This window comes from Acuticoccus sediminis, from assembly GCF_003258595.1.
In the GTDB taxonomy this organism is placed as follows: Bacteria; Pseudomonadota; Alphaproteobacteria; order Rhizobiales; family Amorphaceae; genus Acuticoccus; species Acuticoccus sediminis.
In genome coordinates this window covers 329,618-347,200 of the sequence record NZ_QHHQ01000001.1, presented here as the reverse complement: position 1 = coordinate 347,200, position 17,583 = coordinate 329,618, and the positions used below count along the sequence as shown (strand labels likewise).

Genomic DNA, 17,583 nt, shown 5'->3' with positions numbered 1-17,583 from the left:
TCTCCTCACACCGTGAGCGCGTCGCCCCACTGGCGCTCGATCAGGAAGGCCGCGACCGCCGGCAGGCGCAGCGCCTTCGCCGCCTCGATGCGCTCGGGCGTGTAGTGGCCGGCGGCATGCAGCAGGTTGATCGACCCGATCACCTCGCCCGCGACGGTGATCGGAACGTTGAGGCAGCTCTCGCACCCGAGCGAGAAGATCAGCTCGTGGTCGTAGAAGTTCGCCTCGACCGCCTCGCGCCCGTCGCTGAGCACCGGCCCGGCGTCGGCGAGGAGGTGCCCGGTGATCGTCGTGTCGGCGATCTTCTTGGTGCCCTTCGCGGGGTAGGCGTCCGGCATGTTGGAGAAGCTGCGGCGCAGGAGCCCCGCCGTCTGGTCGATGGTGAGCGCCGTGAAGAGCTTCACGCCCGGCCCGGCCGCGGCCATCTCGGCGAGCGCCCCGAAGGCGGCGGCCGGCTGGCCGGGCGCGGCGACGGCGCGGGTGAAGGCATCGAAATCCATGGATCGTCCTCTCGTCTCAGGCGGCCGAGCCTCGGTCGCCGGGGCGGGGCCGATCCGAATCCTTACCCGAATCCAGGCGCTTATGTGCCGAAACTTTCGTCAGCAATGGAGCCTAAGATGAGACCCGCCCAGACCGCATCGGGGGACGCGCAATGACCCTCGGCGTTGGTGGTTCGACAGCGGCCGCCGAACTGGAGAAGATGACGAAGATGACCGGCGGGATCACCCCGATCGGCATCGACGAGCACTTGGAGCGCGTGAAGCGGGCCCAGGCGCTGATGAAGAAGGAGGGGATCTCCGCCCTCTACCTCGATACGTCGGCGAACCTCTTCTACTTCACCGGCATCAGCCTGAAGCTGACGGAGCGGCTGCACGGGGCGATCATCCCGGCCGAGGGCCCCGTCACCTACCTCAGCCCCGCCTTCGAGGAGCCGAAGACGCGCTCCATGCTGAAGTTCGGCGACGACATCCGCGTCTGGCAGGAGCACGAGGACCCGACGGCGCTGGTGGCCGACACCATCGCCTCCCTCGGCTACGAGAGCGGCGTCGTGGCGGTCGACCCGGCGACGCCCTTCTTCAACTTCGACGGCATGAGGAAGGCCGGCAACCGCTACGACTTCCAGAACGGCGCGGTGGTCACCGCCGCGCTGCGCTCGCAGAAGACCGCGGCGGAGGTGGCGCTCCTCGACATCGCCGCCAAGGTCACCGAGGAGGTCCACAAGGCCTCGGCGCGGATCCTCCACGAGGGCATCACCACCACCGAGGTGCAGGCGTTCGTGCAGGAGGCGCATCGCCGGCTGGGCGCGGTGCCGACGCCGTACCCGCCGCTGATCCTGTTCGGCGAGGCGACCGCCTACCCGCACGGCGTCGACTACCCGCAGACGCTCGAGGACGGCGACATGGTGCTGATGGACATCGGCGGCTGGGTCGGCGGCTACCGCTCGGACCTGACGCGTACCTACGTCTTCGGCGAGCCGAACCCGCGCCAGCGCGAGGTCTGGGACATCGAGAAGAGGGCGCAGGAGGCGGGCTTCAACGCCGCGCAGAAGGGCGCGCCGCACCATGCGGTCGACGATGCCGCACGCGGCGTCATCGAATCGGCCGGTTTTGGCAAGGATTATGCTTTGCCGGGACTGCCGCATCGCACTGGCCACGGCATCGGAATCGAGGTGCACGAGGACAGCTACATCGTGCGCGGCAACACTGCTCCGCTGAAGGTCGGCAACTGCTTCTCGATCGAACCGACGATTTGCATCTACGGCGAGTTTGGCATTCGATTGGAAGATTGCGCGACCGTCACCGAAGATGGGCCTCGCTGGTTTTCGGGTCCTAGTCACACAGTCGACGATCCGTTCGGATACGAGGCATAATCGCGCACAAAAGAATGGCATGCCAAAGTCTTGATCACGCGTCATCGCTGGCACATGATCCGGCCGCGGCAGGCCATACCGGCGCTCACTTCTGATTGGAGACCGCTCCTTGGGGCAGATCCTCTTTAAGAACTTCGCCATGCTCGACCCGACGAAGGATGAAATCCTTCCCGGGCACCAGCTCTTGGTCGAAGGCAATCTCATCCGCGAAGTCTCGGACAAGCCGATCACGGCCCCGGACGCCGCCGTCGTCGACTGTGCCGGTGGCACACTGATGCCGGGCCTGATCGACTGCCACGTGCACATCATGCTGGCGGAGGTGTTCATCAGCCGCCTCGAGACGATGCCGCTGACGCTCATGACCGCGAACGCAATGGCCGCGCTGCGCGGCATGCTGGACCGCGGCTTCACCACCGTGCGGGACACCGGCGGGGCCGACTGGGGCATCAAGCAGGCGGTCGAGCAGGGCTACTGCCCCGGGCCGCGGCTCTTCATCGCCGGGCGTGCCCTCGGGCCGACGGGCGGCCACTCGGACATGCGCCGCCGCACCGACCCCGGCGCGCTCTGCCCGTGTTGCAACGCGCTCGCCTTCGTGATGGGCGTCGCCGACGGCAAGACCGAGGTCCGCAAGGCCGTGCGCGAGGAGATGCGCCAGGGCTGCGACCACGTGAAGATCATGATGTCGGGCGGCGTCGCCTCGCCGTTCGACCCGCTGGATTCGATGCAGTTCTCGGTCGGCGAGGTCGCAGCGGCGGTGGAGGAGGCGAACGCCTTCGGCCGCTACACCTGCGCCCACGCCTACTCGCCGGAGGCGATCACCCGCGCCGCCCACGCCGGCGTCCGCACGATCGAGCACGGCAACCTCATCGATGACGCGTCCGCCCAGCTGATGGCCGGGAAGGACATGTTCCTCGTCGCCAACCTCGTCGCCTACTACGCGATGAAGGAGCGGGCGGCCGAGTACGGCATGTCCGGCGAAATGCTGGAGAAGAACGACGTCGTCATCGAGGGCGGCCTGAAGTCGCTCGAGATCTGCAAGCGCGCCGGGGTGCCGGTGGCCTACGGCTCGGACCTCCTCGGCCAGCTCCAGGTGGACCAGAGCCGCGAGTTCGAGCTGCGCTCCAACGTCGTCCCCGCGCTCGACATCGTGCGCTCGGCGACCACGATCGCCGCCAGGGTCCTCCGGCAGGAGGGCAAGCTCGGCTGCCTGGAGCCCGGCGCCTTCGCCGACCTCCTGGTGATCGACGGCAACCCCCTGAAGGACCTGTCCCTCTTCGGCGGCCAGGGTCAGCACATGAGCGTCATCATGAAGGACGGCGCCTTCCACAAGAGGACCCTCCATTGACCCGCGTCCTGACGCCCAGCGCGGTGGAGCACCGGCCATGACGATGTACCTGTTCAAGAACCTCAAGCTTCTCGACCCCGCGTTCGACGAGCCGCGCGAGGGCTACGAGGTCCTCGTCGAAGGCGAGAAGATCCGCGAAGTCTCCGACACGCCGATCTCGTCGGGCACCGCCACCGTCGTCGACTGCGGCGGCAAGGTGCTGATGCCCGGCCTCATCGACTGCCACGTCCACTGCATGCACGACGAAGTCTACATGCGCCGGATGGAGGACGTGCCGCTGACGCTCGCCGCCGCGCGCGGCGCCAAGCGCATCAAGGCCATGCTCGACCGCGGCTTCACCACCGTGCGCGACACCGGCGGCACCGACTGGGGCATGAAGACGGCCGTCGAGAAGGGCCTCATCCCCGGACCGCGTCTCTTCATCGCCGGCCGCTCCATCGGCCCGACGGGCGGCCACTCGGACGGCCGCGGCCGCACCAATCCGGGCTTCGCCTGCCCCTGCTGCAACACCGCGGCGTACCTGCGCATCGTCTGCGACGGCGAGGAAGAGGTCCGCAAGGTGGTGCGCGAGCAGATGCGCCAGGGCTGCGACCAGGTGAAGATCATGGCCTCGGGCGGCGTCGCCTCCCCGAACGACCCGCTGGAATCGCTGCAGTTCTCGATCGAGGAGATCGAGGCCGCGGTGGAGGAGGCCGAGGCCTTCGGCCGCTACGTGTGCGCCCACGCCTACTCGGCCGAGGCGATCACCCGCGCGGTCGGCCACGGCGTCCGGACCATCGAGCACGGCAACCTCATCGACGAGGACGCCGCCAGGCTGATGGCCGAGAAGGGCGCCTACCTCGTCGCAAACCTCGTCGCCTACGTTGCGATGAAGGAGCGGGCGGCGAGCTTCGGCATGCCGGCCAACATGCTCGAGAAGAACGACATGGTGCTCGAAGGCGGCTACAAGTCGCTGGAGATCTGCGAGAAGGCGGGCGTCAAGGTCGCCTACGGCTCCGACCTCCTGGGCGCCCTCGCCGAGGACCAGAGCCGCGAGTTCTCGATCCGGGCCGAGGTGCAGAAGCCCATCACCGTGATCCGCGCCGCGACGAGCATCGCCGCCGAGGTCGTGCGCCGTCCGGGCCGTCTCGGCACCGTCGCGCCGGAGGCGTGGGCCGACCTCATCGTCGTCGACGGCGATCCGACGAAGGACATCACGCTCCTGGAAGGGCAGGGCGCGAACCTCGCCGCCATCGTCAAGGGCGGCCAGTTCTACAAGAACCGCCTCGGAGTGCCGGCTTGAGCGCCACAGCGCCCTCCGCTTCCGCCATGCGCCGGCCGTGGGTTCGCCTACGGCCGGGCCGCTGGGCCCTGAGGGCCGCAGCGCTCGTCGCGTTCCTCTATATCCTCACGCCGCTGATCTTCATCACGTGGCTCTCGTTCTACTCCCAGGAGATCCCGTCCTACCCGCCGGAAGGCTACTCGCTGAAATGGTACGGCGAGGCGATCCGCAACGCGCGCTTCATCGACGCCTTCATCATCAGCGCCGAGGTGGGTGTGCTGGCGACGATCATCGGCCTCGCGGTCGCGCTGCCGGCCTCGATCGGCCTCTCGCGCCTCAAGTTCCCGGGCCGTGGATTCACCAACAATCTCCTGCTGATGCCGCTGATCGTGCCGGGCATCGTCCTCGGCTTCGCGATCTATGTCTTCCTGGTGGAGATCGCGATCCGCACGCAGCTTCCGGTGCTGGGCTCCTTCGCCGGCCTCGTCCTCGGCCACGTGCTGCTCGTCATTCCGTGGATGGTGCGCCTGATCATGGCGAGCCTCGCTGGCTTCGACCGCACGCTCGAGGAGGCGGCGCAGAACCTCGGCGCTAACCGCCTGACCACGTTCCGCCGCGTGACGATGCCCGGCATCCTCCCCGGCGTGGTCGCAGGCTCGATGTTCGGCTTCGTCGCCTCGTTCGGCAACCTGGAGCTCTCGCTGTTCCTCGTCGGGCCGGGCCGCACCACGCTGCCCATCGCGATCCTGCAGTACCTGCAGTGGAAGATCGACCCGACCATCGCGGCGATCTCCGTGCTGCAAATCCTCATCATCGCGGTCGCCATGCTGATCACCGACCGCTTCGTCAAACTGTCCCGGGTGGTCTGATGGCGCGCCTTGAACTGAACAAGCTCACCAAGCGCTACGGTGAATTCTACGCGGCCCGCGACGTGTCGCTCGACGTGGAGCAGGGTGAATTCCTCGTCCTGCTCGGCCCCTCGGGCTGCGGCAAGACGACGACCCTGCGCATGATCGCCGGCTTCGTGGAGCCGACGGCCGGTTCCGTGAAGATCGGCGGCCGGGACGTCACGATGCTCCCGCCGTGGAAGCGCAACACCGGCCTCGTCTTCCAGAACTACGCGCTGTTCCCGCACCTGACGGTCGGCCAGAATGTCGCCTTCGGCCTCGAGATGCGAAAGGTCGGCAAGGCCGAGATCGACGAAAAGGTCGTCGAGGCGCTGAAGCTCGTGCGCCTCGATCACCTGATCGACCGTCTGCCGCGCCAGCTCTCCGGCGGCCAGCAGCAGCGCGTCGCGCTCGCCCGCGCGCTCGCCTTCCGGCCGGACGTCCTGCTGCTGGACGAGCCGCTGTCCAACCTCGACGCAAAGCTCCGCAACGAGGTGCGGGTCGAGATCCGCAGCCTGCAGCAGCGCCTCGGCATCACCGCCGTCATGGTGACGCACGATCAGGAGGAGGCGCTCACCATGGCCGACCGCCTCGTCGTCATGCGCGACGGCGGGATCCGGCAGATCGGCTCCCAGCAGGACCTCTACGAGCGCCCGGCCGACCACTTCGTTGCGGACTTCGTGGGCCGCTCGAGCTTCCTCTCCGGCACCATGACCGGGGAGGACCTGAAGACGCCCGGCGGCCTCACCATCCGCTGTGCGAAGTCGATCAGCGGCCCGGCGGTGGTCGCGCTCCGTCCGGAGCGTGTCTTCGTCGGCTCCGAGCCCATCGGCGGAACGGACAACGCGTTCCAGGGCGAGGTGGAGTTCGTCTCCTACCTCGGCGGCATGATCGACATCCACGTGCGCCTGTCGCCCGACGACCACGTCATCGCGCAGGTGCCCAACCATGACACCGCCCTCCCCGAGGTGGGCGACACCGTGCACGTCGGCTGGGCGGCGACATCGGCCGTCTTCCCCGCCGATGCGGATCTTCGAGAATGAGCGCCCAGCCGTTGGGCCGGGCACGACAAGAGAGGAGAGTGAGCAATGACGAAGTTTGACAAGGGCATCGGCCGGCGCAGCGTGCTCAAGGGCATGGCGGCGACTGCGGGCCTCTCGACGCTGGGCATGCCCTCCATCGTGCGCGCCCAGTCGGCCGGCACCGTGGTCATGGGAACCTGGGGCGGCGACTATGCCCGCCTCCTCAACAAGAACATCGAGCAGCCGTTCCTGATCGATAAGGGCTGGGACGTCATCCAGGACCAGGCCGGCGATCCCGAGCGCCGCGCCAAGATGATGGCCGAGCGCCGCCTGCCCACCGGCACCACGGACGTGCAGGGCCTCAACGGTCCCAACATGTACCAGGTCTACGAGCTCGGCCTCACCCAGCCGATCCAGTACGACAAGATCCCGAACGCCAAGAACATGCTTCCGTCGATGAAGTACGAGTACGGCGTCGGCCACATCTATTCGGCCATGGTCCCGGTCTACAATCCGGACGTCATCCCCGAGGCCGAGGCGCCGACGAGCTACAAGGACGTCTTCGACCCGAAGTGGGGCGACAAGCTCGGCATCATCGACATCCAGTACCAGTACACCATCGTCGCCGCGGCGCTGGCGGCCGGCGCGGGTGTCACGGGCTTCAAGGAAGGCGAAGAGCTGCTGATGAAGGTCCGCGAGGCGGGCTGCCGCATCTACCCGACCAACGAAGCCTTCGCGCAGGGCCTCAAGGCGGGCGAGATCGGCGTCGGCATCATGTGGAAGGCCCGCGTCGTGCAGTGGCAGAACGCCGGCATCCCGGTGAAGGCCGCGTGGCCGAGCGAGGGCGCCATCTCGTACGTCTCCGGCTTCGTGGTGCCGAAGAACGCGCCGCACCCGGAGGGAGCGTGGGCCTACATCAACGCGATGCTGGAGCCCGCCGCGCAGGAGAACTTCGCCATCGACATGGGCTACAACCCGACCGTCACCAACGCCAACGTCGCGCCCGACCTCAACGAGCGCATCGGCTTCAAGCCCGAAGAGGTCGAGAAGCTGAACAACATGGACTACGGCGCGATCCTGGAGCACGACGTCGAGCTGAAGACCTGGTGGGACCGGGAGTTCAAGGCTTGATCCTGGCTGCGGCCACAGACGGGGGAGCGGCTTAAGTGGCCGCGACCTTCTCCGATACCGGGCCGCGCGGGGGACGTCTCGTCCTCAGCGCGTCCTCGCTGATCGGCCCGGCGACGTTCATCGTCGCCCTCGGCGTCGTCGGGCCGCTGCTCATCCTGTTCCGCTACAGCCTGAACGACTTCGACCCGCGCCTCCTGATGGTCGATGCGCTCACGCCGAAGAACTACATCGAGTTCTTCACGGACAAATATTTCCTGTCGGTCTTCTTCGTCACGATCCGCGTGGCGCTGTTGACGACGGTGATCTGCCTCGTCCTCGGCTTCCCGCTCGCGTACGTGCTCGCCCGCACGCAGACGCGCTACAAGAACCTCCTGCTGATTGCGGTGGTGATCCCGCTGTTCGTCGGCAACGCGGTGCGTGCGGCCGGCTGGATGACGCTGTTCGGCAGCCGCGGCTTTCTCTCCATCACGCTGATGGACCTCGGGATCACGACCAAGCCGACCGAGGTCATGTTCACCGAGGCGGCGGTGATCATCGGCATCATCGCGGTGAACCTGCCGTACATGGTTCTGACGCTGCAGAGCGTGCTGGAAGGCATCAACCGCAATCTCGAGGAGGCGGCGTTCAGCCTCGGTGCGGCGCCGGTGACGATGTTCCGCCGCGTGCTGTGGCCGATGGCGCTCCCCGGCATCGCCGCGGGCTCCATCCTGACGTTCATCCTGGCCATGAACGCGTACGCGACGCCCGTCCTCCTCGGCGGACCGGAGTTCCGGATGATGGCGCCCGTGGTCTACAGCCAGTTCCAGCTCAACAACTGGCCCTCCGCGGCGGCGGTGGCGTTCGTCCTCATGGGCACGACGCTCCTCCTGACGATCGCCGCGAGCATCGCGACGCGTCAGCGCTTCCGCGAATGACGCCCCGTCCGATCCGCCCCAAAAGGCGGATCGGACGGCGGTCCGGCGCCGCGTGACCGGCGCCCGTCCTGCGCGTCACTCGTCGATGGACTTCACGGATCCGTCGGCGCGGCCGGCGGCCCAGTAGCCCGCGGCCTTCAGCCAGGGCTTCGGAAGGCCCCGCTCCTCCAGCAGCACGGTGCGGATGGCGCGCGCGACGCCCGCCTCCGCAGCGACCCAGACGTAGGTGCCGGGCGCGATGTCGATCGCCTTCAGGGCGGCGAGATAGGGCGCGGGATCGGCCGCCTCGGCCGCGGGCCGGTGGATCCAGCGCGCGTCGAGCGCGGCGGCGGTGGCGAAGGTCTGCTCCTCCGCGGGGCCGTCGACCGCGACGAGGCTCGTCACCGGCGTCCCGGCCGGAAGCTCCTCGATGCGCCGGCCGATCGCCGGCAGCGCGGTCTCGTCGCCGATGAGGAGCCAGGAGGAGACGCCTTCGACGACGCCGGAGCCGCGTGGGCCGCCGACCTGAAGGGCGTCGCCCGTCCTCGCCTGCCGCGCCCAGAGCGCGGCGGGACCCGCGTCGTGATCCACGAAGTCGATCACCAGCGAGCGCGCCTCGGTGTCGAAGCTGCGGGGGGTGTAGTCGCGGCCGACGGGTGCGCCGTCGTCGCCGGGGACGAAGACCTTCACGTGGTCGTCGGGCGAGGCGCTGGCGAAGGTCGCGAGCGCGTCGCCCTCCAGCGTCACGCGGATCATCGCGGGCGTGATTCGCTCGACCGCGCTGACGGTGAGGTCGCGGCGTTCCAGCTCGTGGCGCACGCGGCGGATGGTGGGGGCGGTCGCGGGGAGGGGCGTGGGGCTGTCCATCGAGGTCATCCGTATTGTTCCGGCCGACCAGCCCCTGGACGCAAGCACGCATGCAGACGCACGGGGGCCGGCCAGCCTCGGGCTGTCGGTTCCGTGCGTTGGTTCACGTTAACGCTTACGGTGACGGTGCCACGCACCGCCGACGCCCTAGAGGTGGGCCTGCAGCGGGCAAGATCAAGTGCTTGCGGCTTCGTTGGCCGCCGGGGCCGAGGCGGCGCCGGCGGTGGGGCGGGCGAAGGGGCGCGCGCCGCCTCGCATGCGGCACGCGGCCGTCCGGCCCGGGTGTCAGTTGCGCTCGAAGTCGAGGAGGCGGCCGGAGCGGTCGAACTCGGCCTTCACCTTGCGCCCGTCGACGGTCCAGCCCTCCATCTCGACCTCGCCGTCGTCGTCCTGGTCGATCTGGGTGAGCCGGGTGATGTGCGACAGGACCGGGTAGATCTCCGCCGCCTCGGTGACGAAATTGTCGATGATCTCCAGCGGGAGCGTCGCGTGGCGGCCACGCACCTCGATGTCCTCCACGCCGCGCTGGCTGTAGTGGACCTCGACGCGGGTGCCGTCGGGAAGCGTGCCCCAGACCTCGACGATGCCGTCATCGTCGTTGCGCCGGCCTTCGACCTGGAGGCCGATGTCGCGCAGCACCTGCGGCATGTCGGCGACGTCGGGGGCTACGGAGGGCGTCTCGCTCGCCAAGGCTGCGGGTGTCGTCATCGCCAGCGCCACCAGCGCGGCGGGAAGGGTCTTCTTCATGGCATCGTCCTGAAAACGGGCCGGCGAAACGGCCCAACGACCGATCGATTGCACAGGAGCCTCACGGCTCGACTGGACGCGGCAAACGCGCGCCAGGACGGAATATCGCTCCACACCCCCCTTCGGCAATATCAAAGCTGCGTTGTCGCAGGGGCAGCCACTCGTCGCCCCTGCGGTTGCCGCGATCGGGGCGTCAGGCCTCCACCGGGCTCGCCACGACCGCGAGGCAGTCGCCGAGCTTGACGAGGCCCGGGAAGTGCCGGCCGGCGAGGATGCCGTCGCGCTTCGAACGCACGGTGAGCGGCGGCTCGCCGGTGATCGTGGTAAGCCAGATGCGCATCAGCGCGTCCCCCTCGCTCACTGTCTCGCCGAGATCGAGGAGGGGCTCCATCATCCCGGTCAGTTCGGCGAAGTGGTAGCAGCCGGCCGGCGTGGTATCGATCGCCATCGAGGGCGCCATGTCCGGCTCGCCCTTCAGGATGCCGGCGTGCTTCAGCGTGTTGACCGTCCCCTTGCGGGCGATCCGCGCGGACCGGGCCGAAGCGGTGCCGCCGCCGTAGATCTCGGTCGAGATGAACGTCTTGCCGAGACCCTCGACAGAGGTGTCGAACATGCCGACGGCGTCGATCTCGCGCAGCGTCATCGAGTAGGGGGCGTTGAAGGCCATCATGGCGGCCACGCAGCGGGTCTGATGCTCGGCATCGTCGAGCACGTGCGCGGCCGCGAAGGGCACGAACTCGAGCGTCTTGCCGCCCGAGTGGAAGTCGAGGACGATGTCGGCCATCGGCACGAGCGTGCGGATGAAGTAGTCGGCGATCTTCTCCGTCGGCGTCCCGTCCGGCCGGCCGGGGAAGAGGCGGTTGAGATTGCCGTTGTCGAGCGGCGACACGCGCGTCCCCGCCAGGAAGGCCGGGTGGTTCATGAACGGGACAATGATCACGCGGCCCGTCACGTCCTCGGTCTCGAGCTCGTGACACAGCGCCTGCAGGGCGATCGGCCCCTCGTACTCGTCGCCGTGGTTGCCGCCGGTGAGGAGGGCGGTCGGGCCGTGGCCGTTCTTGATCACGGTGATCGGGATCATCACCGAGCCCCAGGCCGAGTCGTTGCGGCTGTAGGGCAGGCGCAGGTAGCCGTGGTGCTTGCCGTCCTCGTCGAACGGCACGCTGGGCACGATGGGATTGTGCGCGAGGCTCATTTCACCACCAGCGCGCGCTCGACGTTGGCGAGGCACTCCGGCCCGCCCTCGCCGATGACGATGCTCTCGGTGATCTCGAGGCCGTAGTCGCCGGCCCAGATGCCGGTCATGAAGTGGAACGTCATGTTCGGCTCGAGGACGGTCTTGTCGCCGGGGCGCAGGCTCATCGTGCGCTCGCCCCAGTCGGGGGGATAGGAGATCCCGATGGGGTAGCCGGTGCGGTTGTTCTTCTCGATCCCGTACTTTCGCAGGACAGCGAAGAAGGCGTTGGCGACATCCTCGCACAGGTTGCCGGCCCTGGCGGCGGCGAGGCCCTTCTCCATGCCCTCCAGCACCGCCTCCTCGGTGCGCTTCAGCGCCTCGCTCGGCGCGCCCAGCGACACGGTGCGGCTCAGCGGGCAGTGGTACCGGTTGTAGACGCCGGCGATCTCGAAGAACGTCGCCTCGCCGGACTTCATGGGCCGGTCGTCCCAGGTGAGGTGCGGCGCCGCCGCGTCCGAGCCGGACGGCAGCAGCGGCACGATGGCGGGGTAGTCGCCGCCGGCACCGATCTCCGGGTCGTAGCGCAGCGCCGCGTCGTAGATGTCGGCGACGAGGTCGCACTTGCGCATCCCCGGCTCGATGACCTCGGCGATGCGCTTGTGCATCCGCTCGACGATCCGCGCGGCGGTGCGCATGTAGGCGAGCTCCTGCGGGCTCTTCACCGCGCGCTGCCAGTTCACGAGGCCGGTCGTGTCCGTGAACGTCGCGTCGGGCAGGCCCTTCTGCAATGTCGCGAAGGCGCGGGCGGAGAACCAGTAATTGTCCATCTCGACGCCGACGGTGCCGGCCGAGAGGCCGCGCGTCGCGAGGTCGGCGGCCAGCACCTCCATCGGGTGGCGCACCTCGGACTGCACGTAGTGGTCGGCGTAGCCGATCACGTTGTCGGCGCCCATGAAGACGGTGCGGTAGGCGCCCTGCGCGTCCTGCTCGCGGCCGAACCAGAAGGGGTCGAAGGCGAGGCCCAGGACGACGCACTGGTGCACGTAGAAGGACCAGCCGTCGTAACCGGTCAGCCAGGCCATGTTGGAGGGATCGGAAACGACGATGGCGTCGACGCCGGCCCGCTCCATCGCGGCGCGGGTCTTGGCGATCCGCGCTTCGAATTCGGCGGGCTCGAAGTGGAGCCGGGGGACGATGGTGGTCGGGTCCTTGGTCATGGATTCGGCTTCAGGTGGCAAGACGGGTACCGGTCTTGTGGAGCGCCGCGCGCTCCAGGGCGAGGGTCGCGATGGCGGTGTCCTGTACACCGGTTCCGGTGAGGTCCGCGATGGTGATGTCCCCGGCATGGCGCCGGCCGGGCGCGCGGCCGATGATGACGTCGCCGAGTTCCGGGAACGTGGCGTCGGCGTCGACCACGCCGGCGGCGATGGCGCTGCGCAGCTCGCCGAGGATGCGGGTCTGGGCGAGGCGGTCGGGGACGTAGGTCGCGCGGGCGAGGCAGGCCGGCTCGATCTCGCACTTGTGGTGCTGGTCCGAGCCCATCGCGGTCAGGTGCTGGCCCGGCTCCAGCCATGCCGCGGCGACGAGCGGTTCCGTGGCGGGCGTCGTGGTCACGACGATGTCGGCCCCGCGGATCGCCGCCTCGGCGGAAGGCGCCGCTTCGGCCTCGAGGCCGAGCGCGGCGGCGGCCGCGGCGAGGCGCTCCGCCTTCTCCGCCGAGCGGCCCCAGATCCGGGCCGTGCGGATCGGCCGGACCAGGGTCAGCGCCCGCAGCTGCAACTCCGCCTGGAGGCCGGTGCCGATGATGGCCGCCGTCGAGGCGTCCTCGCGCGCGAGGTGGCGTGCGGCGACGGCCCCGGCGGCGGCGGTGCGCACATCCGTGAGGTACCCGTTGTCGAGCAGCATGGCCCGGACCTCGCCGGTCTCGGACGAGAAGACCACCATCAGGCCCGACGTCGAGGGCAGTCCCCTGGCGGGATTGTCGAAGAAGCCCGGCGACATCTTCACCGCGAAGGCGGGCAGGCCCGGCACGTAGGCGGTCTTCACGTCGATCTCGCCGTTATGCTCGGGGATCGCCATGGAGAGGATCGGCGGCATCGCGACACCGCCGCGGGCGAGCGTCGCGAAGGCCTCCTCGACGCACGTCACCGCGTCGGCGTCCAGCGGGACGAGCGACTTCAGTTCGGCCTGGCTGAGGAGGGTGACGGTCGGCATCAGGCGGCGGCCGCGGCGACGTCCACCGTCTCGCCGGAGACGACGCGGTGGTGGAGCGTCATGTCGATGTTGCCACCGGACAGTACCACCATCGCCGGGCCGGCGAGCCGCACCTTGTCCGCCAGCAGGGCGGCGATGCCGACCGCGCCGGACCCCTCCACGATCTGCCGTTCGGCGAAATAGGCGTGGCGGATGCCGGCGGCGATCTCGTCCTCGGTGAGGAGCACCACCTCGTCGACGAGGTCGCGCACCATCCGGAACGTGTAGCGGTTCCGGAGGCCGATGCCGCCGCCGAGGCTGTCGGCGAGCGTCGGCATTTCTTCCACCTCGACGGGATGGCCGGCGGCGAGGCTCGCGTGCATCGCCGCGCCGCGCTCCATGGAGATGCCGACGACCCGAACCCCGGGCCGCCGCGCCTTCGCGGCGAGCGCGACGCCCGCGATGAGGCCGCCGCCGGAGAGCTGGACCAGGACCGTCTCGACCTCCGGCATCGCCTCCACGATCTCGAGGCCCAGCGTCGCCTGACCGGCGATGATGTCGGCGTGGTCGAAGGGCGGGATCATCACCATGCCCCCGGCGGCGAGGCGGTCGGCCTCGACCTGCGCCTCGTCCTGGCTGCGGCCGGTGATGACGACCTCGGCGCCCTCTGCGCGGATCGCGTCCAGCTTGTTCCGCGGCACCAGCCGCGACATGCAGACCACCGCGCGCACCCCGTTCTCGCGCGCGGCCCGCGCGACGCCGCGTCCGTGGTTTCCGGTGGAGACGGCGACGACGCCGCGCGCCTTCTCCGCGTCGGACAGCTTCAGGATCGCGTTCGCCGCACCGCGCAGCTTGAAGGAGCCGGAGCGCTGATGGTGCTCCAGCTTGAGGTTCACCGGCTGCCCGGCCCTCTCGGTGAGGCTGGGCGAAGGCTCGACCGGCGTGGCGCGGATCGTGCCGGCGATCCGCGCGCGCGCCGCCAGCACGTCGTCGACGGTGATGCTCATGCCGGGACCGCGACCGGCGTGTCGAAGAGGCGGCCGGGACCGCGCACCGTGACGCCGGCGTGGCCGAGCGCGCGCCAGAAGCTCGCCTGGTTCGAGGAGACGACGGGCTTGCCGAGCCGTGCCTCGAGCTGGTCGATGACACCGATCGCCGGGAGCGCGGTGCAGGACACGAACAGCGCCTCGGCGCCGACGCAGTCGGCCGCCTCGCCCGCGGCGAGGATGGTGGCGTGGTCGACCCGGCCCATCTCCCGGTCGTCCGCGAGGCCGAGGCAGTGGGCGGTGGCGACGGCGATGCCGCGCCCCTCGAAGTACGCGACCATCGGCTCGGTGGTCTCGGGAAGGTAGGGCGTCAGCATGGCGATGCGCGACACGCCCAGCGCGGCGAAGGCGTCGACGGCCGCGTCGGGCGGCGTCACCACGGGGACGTCCGGCCGCGCGACGCCGATGCGCCGGGCGACCTCGCCGTCGCCGATGGTGGCCGAGGCGGCGGTACAGCTGAAGATGATCGCCTCCAGCGCGAGGCCCGGCACGAGAAGGTCCGCAGCGTCGGTCAGACCATCGGCGAGGCGGCGCAGCGTCGCCGGCGTCGTCGGGTTCTCGAACGGCACCCGCGTCGTGTGCATCGCGACGCCGGGCGGCAGGAGGCGCGCGGCGTCGCGCTCGCTGGTGAGGTCGGTCGAGAGGGCGATGAGGCCGATGCGGCGCACCGGCTCCGGGTCGAGCCGCACGGCAACGGGTGAGGGGGCGACGGCGGTCATGTCAGACCACGAGAACCGGGCAACGGGCGAGGCCGGTGACCTTGTGGGAGACGCTGCCCAGCAGATACTCCTCGATGGAGCCGAGGCCCCGCTTGCCGATCACGACGAGGTCGCAGCCGTGCTCCTCCGCGAAGGCGACGATCGACCGCGCGACGGGGCCGTTCTTGACGAACCCGCGCGGACGGTCGGCGCCGAGAGCGATCGCCCGCTCCTTGGTCTTGCGGCCGATGTCCTCGGCGTACTCGCGCATCACGTCGTCCATCGATTCCGGTTCGCTCGGACGCACCATCGAGAAGGTGCTCTCGAGGTAGCTGTAGTGGCGGTAGACGGTGAGCAGCAGCAGTTCGCTTCCCGTCAGCTTTTGCAGCTCCACGGCCTTCTCCAAGGCCTGGCTCGCGTGGGTGGATCCGTCGCACGGAACCAGGATGCGTTTGAACACGGGACCTCCGGCTTCTTGTCGTTGTCAGTCCGCGAACGCCAGGTCACGCAGGAAGAGCGCGATCTGCGGGAAGAAGATCAGCGCGACGGAGACGCCGAGCAGGATCATGATGAACGGCGGCGTCCCCCGGATCACCTCCATGTACGGCCGCTTGAAGACCGCGATGGCGGTGAAGATGTCGCATCCGAACGGTGGCGTCGCCGAGCCGATCGCCACCTGCAGCGTCACGATCGTGCCGACCAGCACCGGGTCGAGGCCGGCCGACTTCACCACCGGCGCGAAGATCGGCACCAGGATGAGGATCACCACGATCGGGTCGACGAACATGCAGCCGATGAAGAAGGCGATCGAGATCACGAAGAGGACGCCGATCCCGCTCATCCCGTCGATCCCGATCGAGCCGAGGATCGCCTGGGGGATCTGCGCGAAGGAGATCACGTAGGAGAAGGCCGCGCCCGCGCCGATGAGGATGAAGACGACGGCGGTGATCAGCCCGGTGGACTTCGCCGTCTCCCACACCTCGGCCACGTCGATGGACCGGAAGATCAGCAGCTCCAGGATCAGCGCGTAGAGGACGCAGGCCGCCGCCGCCTCGGTCGGCGAGAAGACGCCGCCGTAGATGCCCCCGATGATGATCACCGGGAAGCCGAGCGGCCAGAGCGCCGCCTGCACGGCGCGGGCCCGCTCGCCCCACGTGGCGGGCCGCTCCGTCGGCACGTCCTGCAGCTTCGCGTAGATGATGGAGTAGGCCGAGAAGAGCACCAGGATGAGGAGGCCCGGCCCGACGCCGGCGATGAAGAGCTCGGCGATCGAGGTGTTCGACACCACGCCGTAGATGATCATGCCGATGGACGGGGGGATCAGGAATGCGATGTCCGACGCGTTGACGATGAGGGCGAGGACGAACGAGTCCTTGTAGCCGGCCTCCAGCATCCGCGGCCGCAGCGGCGAGCCGACGGCGACGACGGTCGCCTGTGTCGAGCCGGAGACGGCGCCGAACATGGTGCACGCCGCCGCCGTCGAGACCGCGAGGCCGCCGCGGATGTGGCCGACGAACGCCATCACCATGTCGATCAGCCGGTTGGCGGAGCGCCCGCGCGTCATGATGTCGGCGGCGAAGATGAACATCGGCACCGCGATCAGCGACGCCGGGCGGATGCCGGCGAGCATCTGCTGCACCATCGTCTCCATCTGCCCGAGGCCGCCGAAGATCAGCACGAAACCCAGCGTGGCGCCGGAGATCAACGGGATCATCATCGGGAAGCCGATGAGGAGGAGGCCGATCATGACGGAAAAGATCGTGAGGGCCATGGCTCAGATCTCCAGCTCGTCGTCGCCGTACCCTTCCAGCACCGATGTGGAGAGGTAGACGTCGGGTTCGATGATGTTCTTGATGGCCGTCAGCAGGTATTGGACGCCCGTCATGAAGAACCCGAGGGGGAGCCAGACGACGGTCCACCAGATCGGGATCTGCAGGGCGGGCAGCACGCGGCCGCGGCTCATCTGCGTCTGCAGGTAGCTGAAGGCGAAATAGCAGAGGCCGAACATGAAGACGGCCGTGACGCTGGCGATCAGCACCATCAGCCACTTGCGCGCGGGCGGCGGAAGCTGGTCGTAGATCGCCGACATGCGGATGTGCCGACCGTGCCGCGCGGCGTAGGAGATGCCGGCGAAGGTGATCAGGATGATGAGGATCTGGTTGAGCTCTTCGGAGAAGTAGAGGCTCTCGTTGAAGACGTAACGGCTGACGACGTTCGACACGGTGTTGAGCGCCATCAGCAGCACGCCGAGGGCGAGGAATACGGCCTCCATCCTGGCGATCGCGAGGTCGACGATGCCGAGGACGCCGGGCAGGGCCGAGACGTCGTCGCCCAGGTCCTTCGTCTTCGGCGCGGGCGCATTGTCCGTGGCTACCGGCGTCTCACTCATAGGCAACGCTCCAGATCGGTTGGCGGTGGCGGGGCGGCGGGTCCGACCCCGGACCGC

General features: G+C 69.0%; 18 protein-coding genes. 7 read left to right on the top strand and 11 right to left on the bottom strand.

All coding sequences use genetic code 11. The features are described 5' to 3' along the window. Nucleotides 1–5: 5 nt before the first annotated feature. Complete coding sequence (locus DLJ53_RS01415) at nucleotides 6–500, bottom strand: GAF domain-containing protein (protein WP_211100532.1); 495 nt, start codon at nucleotides 498–500, stop codon at nucleotides 6–8. Between the two features lie 152 nt (nucleotides 501–652). Here DLJ53_RS01415 and DLJ53_RS01410 point away from each other — a divergent pair, with 152 nt between their 5' ends. The 7 genes from DLJ53_RS01410 (at nucleotide 653) to DLJ53_RS01380 (ending at nucleotide 8,430) form a co-directional block, all read left to right on the top strand. Next, on the top strand, nucleotides 653–1,870 hold the full coding sequence (locus tag DLJ53_RS01410) for a M24 family metallopeptidase (protein WP_111341688.1): 1,218 nt from the start codon (nucleotides 653–655) through the stop codon (nucleotides 1,868–1,870). 109 nt (nucleotides 1,871–1,979) lie between these two features. Next, nucleotides 1,980–3,215: a metal-dependent hydrolase family protein gene (locus DLJ53_RS01405; RefSeq protein WP_111341686.1), complete on the top strand. Its 1,236-nt coding sequence runs from the start codon at nucleotides 1,980–1,982 to the stop codon at nucleotides 3,213–3,215. 37 nt (nucleotides 3,216–3,252) lie between these two features. Then, nucleotides 3,253–4,497: a metal-dependent hydrolase family protein gene (locus DLJ53_RS01400; RefSeq protein WP_111341684.1), complete on the top strand. Its 1,245-nt coding sequence runs from the start codon at nucleotides 3,253–3,255 to the stop codon at nucleotides 4,495–4,497. Then, entirely contained in the window at nucleotides 4,494–5,345 is an 852-nt protein-coding gene (locus tag DLJ53_RS01395) for an ABC transporter permease (RefSeq protein ID WP_202912951.1), read from the top strand. The genes DLJ53_RS01400 and DLJ53_RS01395 overlap by 4 nt, the downstream gene beginning before the upstream one ends. Beyond that, entirely contained in the window at nucleotides 5,345–6,406 is a 1,062-nt protein-coding gene (locus DLJ53_RS01390) for an ABC transporter ATP-binding protein (RefSeq protein WP_111341681.1), read from the top strand. The genes DLJ53_RS01395 and DLJ53_RS01390 overlap by 1 nt, the downstream gene beginning before the upstream one ends. 45 nt (nucleotides 6,407–6,451) lie before the next feature. Further along, nucleotides 6,452–7,516, top strand: a complete 1,065-nt coding sequence (locus tag DLJ53_RS01385) for an ABC transporter substrate-binding protein (RefSeq protein WP_111341680.1) — start codon at nucleotides 6,452–6,454, stop codon at nucleotides 7,514–7,516. 35 nt (nucleotides 7,517–7,551) lie between these two features. Continuing rightward, nucleotides 7,552–8,430 carry an ABC transporter permease gene (locus tag DLJ53_RS01380; RefSeq protein ID WP_111341678.1) on the top strand — a complete coding sequence of 293 codons (879 nt, stop codon included), beginning with the start codon at nucleotides 7,552–7,554 and terminating at the stop codon, nucleotides 8,428–8,430. Nucleotides 8,431–8,505: 75 nt separating this feature from the next. Here DLJ53_RS01380 and DLJ53_RS01375 read toward each other — a convergent pair whose 3' ends face one another. The 10 genes from DLJ53_RS01375 to DLJ53_RS01330 form a co-directional block, all read right to left on the bottom strand. Next, nucleotides 8,506–9,276, bottom strand: coding sequence for a siderophore-interacting protein (locus DLJ53_RS01375; protein ID WP_111343946.1), 771 nt, complete (start codon nucleotides 9,274–9,276; stop codon nucleotides 8,506–8,508). 285 nt (nucleotides 9,277–9,561) lie between these two features. After that, nucleotides 9,562–10,023 carry a PepSY domain-containing protein gene (locus tag DLJ53_RS01370; RefSeq protein ID WP_111341677.1) on the bottom strand — a complete coding sequence of 154 codons (462 nt, stop codon included), beginning with the start codon at nucleotides 10,021–10,023 and terminating at the stop codon, nucleotides 9,562–9,564. 193 nt (nucleotides 10,024–10,216) lie between these two features. Continuing rightward, nucleotides 10,217–11,218: a N(2)-acetyl-L-2,4-diaminobutanoate deacetylase DoeB gene (gene doeB, locus DLJ53_RS01365; protein ID WP_111341675.1), complete on the bottom strand. Its 1,002-nt coding sequence runs from the start codon at nucleotides 11,216–11,218 to the stop codon at nucleotides 10,217–10,219. Then, nucleotides 11,215–12,417 carry an ectoine hydrolase DoeA gene (doeA, locus tag DLJ53_RS01360; RefSeq protein WP_111341673.1) on the bottom strand — a complete coding sequence of 401 codons (1,203 nt, stop codon included), beginning with the start codon at nucleotides 12,415–12,417 and terminating at the stop codon, nucleotides 11,215–11,217. The genes doeB and doeA overlap by 4 nt, the downstream gene beginning before the upstream one ends. A 10-nt stretch (nucleotides 12,418–12,427) precedes the next feature. Next, on the bottom strand, nucleotides 12,428–13,414 hold the full coding sequence (gene eutC, locus DLJ53_RS01355; RefSeq protein ID WP_111341671.1) for an ectoine utilization protein EutC: 987 nt from the start codon (nucleotides 13,412–13,414) through the stop codon (nucleotides 12,428–12,430). Beyond that, nucleotides 13,414–14,400 (bottom strand): hydroxyectoine utilization dehydratase EutB, encoded by a 987-nt coding sequence (gene eutB, locus DLJ53_RS01350; protein WP_111341669.1) that lies wholly within the window; start codon nucleotides 14,398–14,400, stop codon nucleotides 13,414–13,416. The genes eutC and eutB overlap by 1 nt, the downstream gene beginning before the upstream one ends. Then, nucleotides 14,397–15,158: an aspartate racemase/maleate isomerase family protein gene (locus DLJ53_RS01345; protein ID WP_111341668.1), complete on the bottom strand. Its 762-nt coding sequence runs from the start codon at nucleotides 15,156–15,158 to the stop codon at nucleotides 14,397–14,399. The genes eutB and DLJ53_RS01345 overlap by 4 nt, the downstream gene beginning before the upstream one ends. 1 nt (nucleotide 15,159) lies before the next feature. Next, nucleotides 15,160–15,597, bottom strand: a complete 438-nt coding sequence (locus tag DLJ53_RS01340; protein WP_111341666.1) for a universal stress protein — start codon at nucleotides 15,595–15,597, stop codon at nucleotides 15,160–15,162. 24 nt (nucleotides 15,598–15,621) lie between these two features. Next, entirely contained in the window at nucleotides 15,622–16,908 is a 1,287-nt protein-coding gene (locus DLJ53_RS01335) for a TRAP transporter large permease (RefSeq protein ID WP_111341664.1), read from the bottom strand. A gap of 3 nt (nucleotides 16,909–16,911) precedes the next feature. Further along, complete coding sequence (locus tag DLJ53_RS01330; protein WP_111341662.1) at nucleotides 16,912–17,526, bottom strand: TRAP transporter small permease; 615 nt, start codon at nucleotides 17,524–17,526, stop codon at nucleotides 16,912–16,914. Between the last annotated feature and the right edge of the window lie 57 nt (nucleotides 17,527–17,583).

Bases quoted from the DNA above. Each gene is read 5' to 3' on its own strand.
- DLJ53_RS01370 (WP_111341677.1), bottom strand. From the start codon at position 10,023: ATGAAGAAGACCCTTCCCGCCGCGCTGGTGGCGCTGGCGATGACGACA.
- DLJ53_RS01375 (WP_111343946.1), bottom strand. From the start codon at position 9,276: ATGGACAGCCCCACGCCCCTCCCCGCGACCGCCCCCACCATCCGCCGC.
- DLJ53_RS01385 (WP_111341680.1), top strand. From the start codon at position 6,452: ATGACGAAGTTTGACAAGGGCATCGGCCGGCGCAGCGTGCTCAAGGGC.
- doeB (WP_111341675.1), bottom strand. From the start codon at position 11,218: ATGAGCCTCGCGCACAATCCCATCGTGCCCAGCGTGCCGTTCGACGAG.
- DLJ53_RS01400 (WP_111341684.1), top strand. From the start codon at position 3,253: ATGACGATGTACCTGTTCAAGAACCTCAAGCTTCTCGACCCCGCGTTC.
- DLJ53_RS01415 (WP_211100532.1), bottom strand. From the start codon at position 500: ATGGATTTCGATGCCTTCACCCGCGCCGTCGCCGCGCCCGGCCAGCCG.
- eutC (WP_111341671.1), bottom strand. From the start codon at position 13,414: ATGCCGACCGTCACCCTCCTCAGCCAGGCCGAACTGAAGTCGCTCGTC.
- DLJ53_RS01335 (WP_111341664.1), bottom strand. From the start codon at position 16,908: ATGGCCCTCACGATCTTTTCCGTCATGATCGGCCTCCTCCTCATCGGC.
- DLJ53_RS01330 (WP_111341662.1), bottom strand. From the start codon at position 17,526: ATGAGTGAGACGCCGGTAGCCACGGACAATGCGCCCGCGCCGAAGACG.
- DLJ53_RS01390 (WP_111341681.1), top strand. From the start codon at position 5,345: ATGGCGCGCCTTGAACTGAACAAGCTCACCAAGCGCTACGGTGAATTC.
- DLJ53_RS01345 (WP_111341668.1), bottom strand. From the start codon at position 15,158: ATGACCGCCGTCGCCCCCTCACCCGTTGCCGTGCGGCTCGACCCGGAG.
- DLJ53_RS01410 (WP_111341688.1), top strand. From the start codon at position 653: ATGACCCTCGGCGTTGGTGGTTCGACAGCGGCCGCCGAACTGGAGAAG.
- doeA (WP_111341673.1), bottom strand. From the start codon at position 12,417: ATGACCAAGGACCCGACCACCATCGTCCCCCGGCTCCACTTCGAGCCC.
- eutB (WP_111341669.1), bottom strand. From the start codon at position 14,400: ATGAGCATCACCGTCGACGACGTGCTGGCGGCGCGCGCGCGGATCGCC.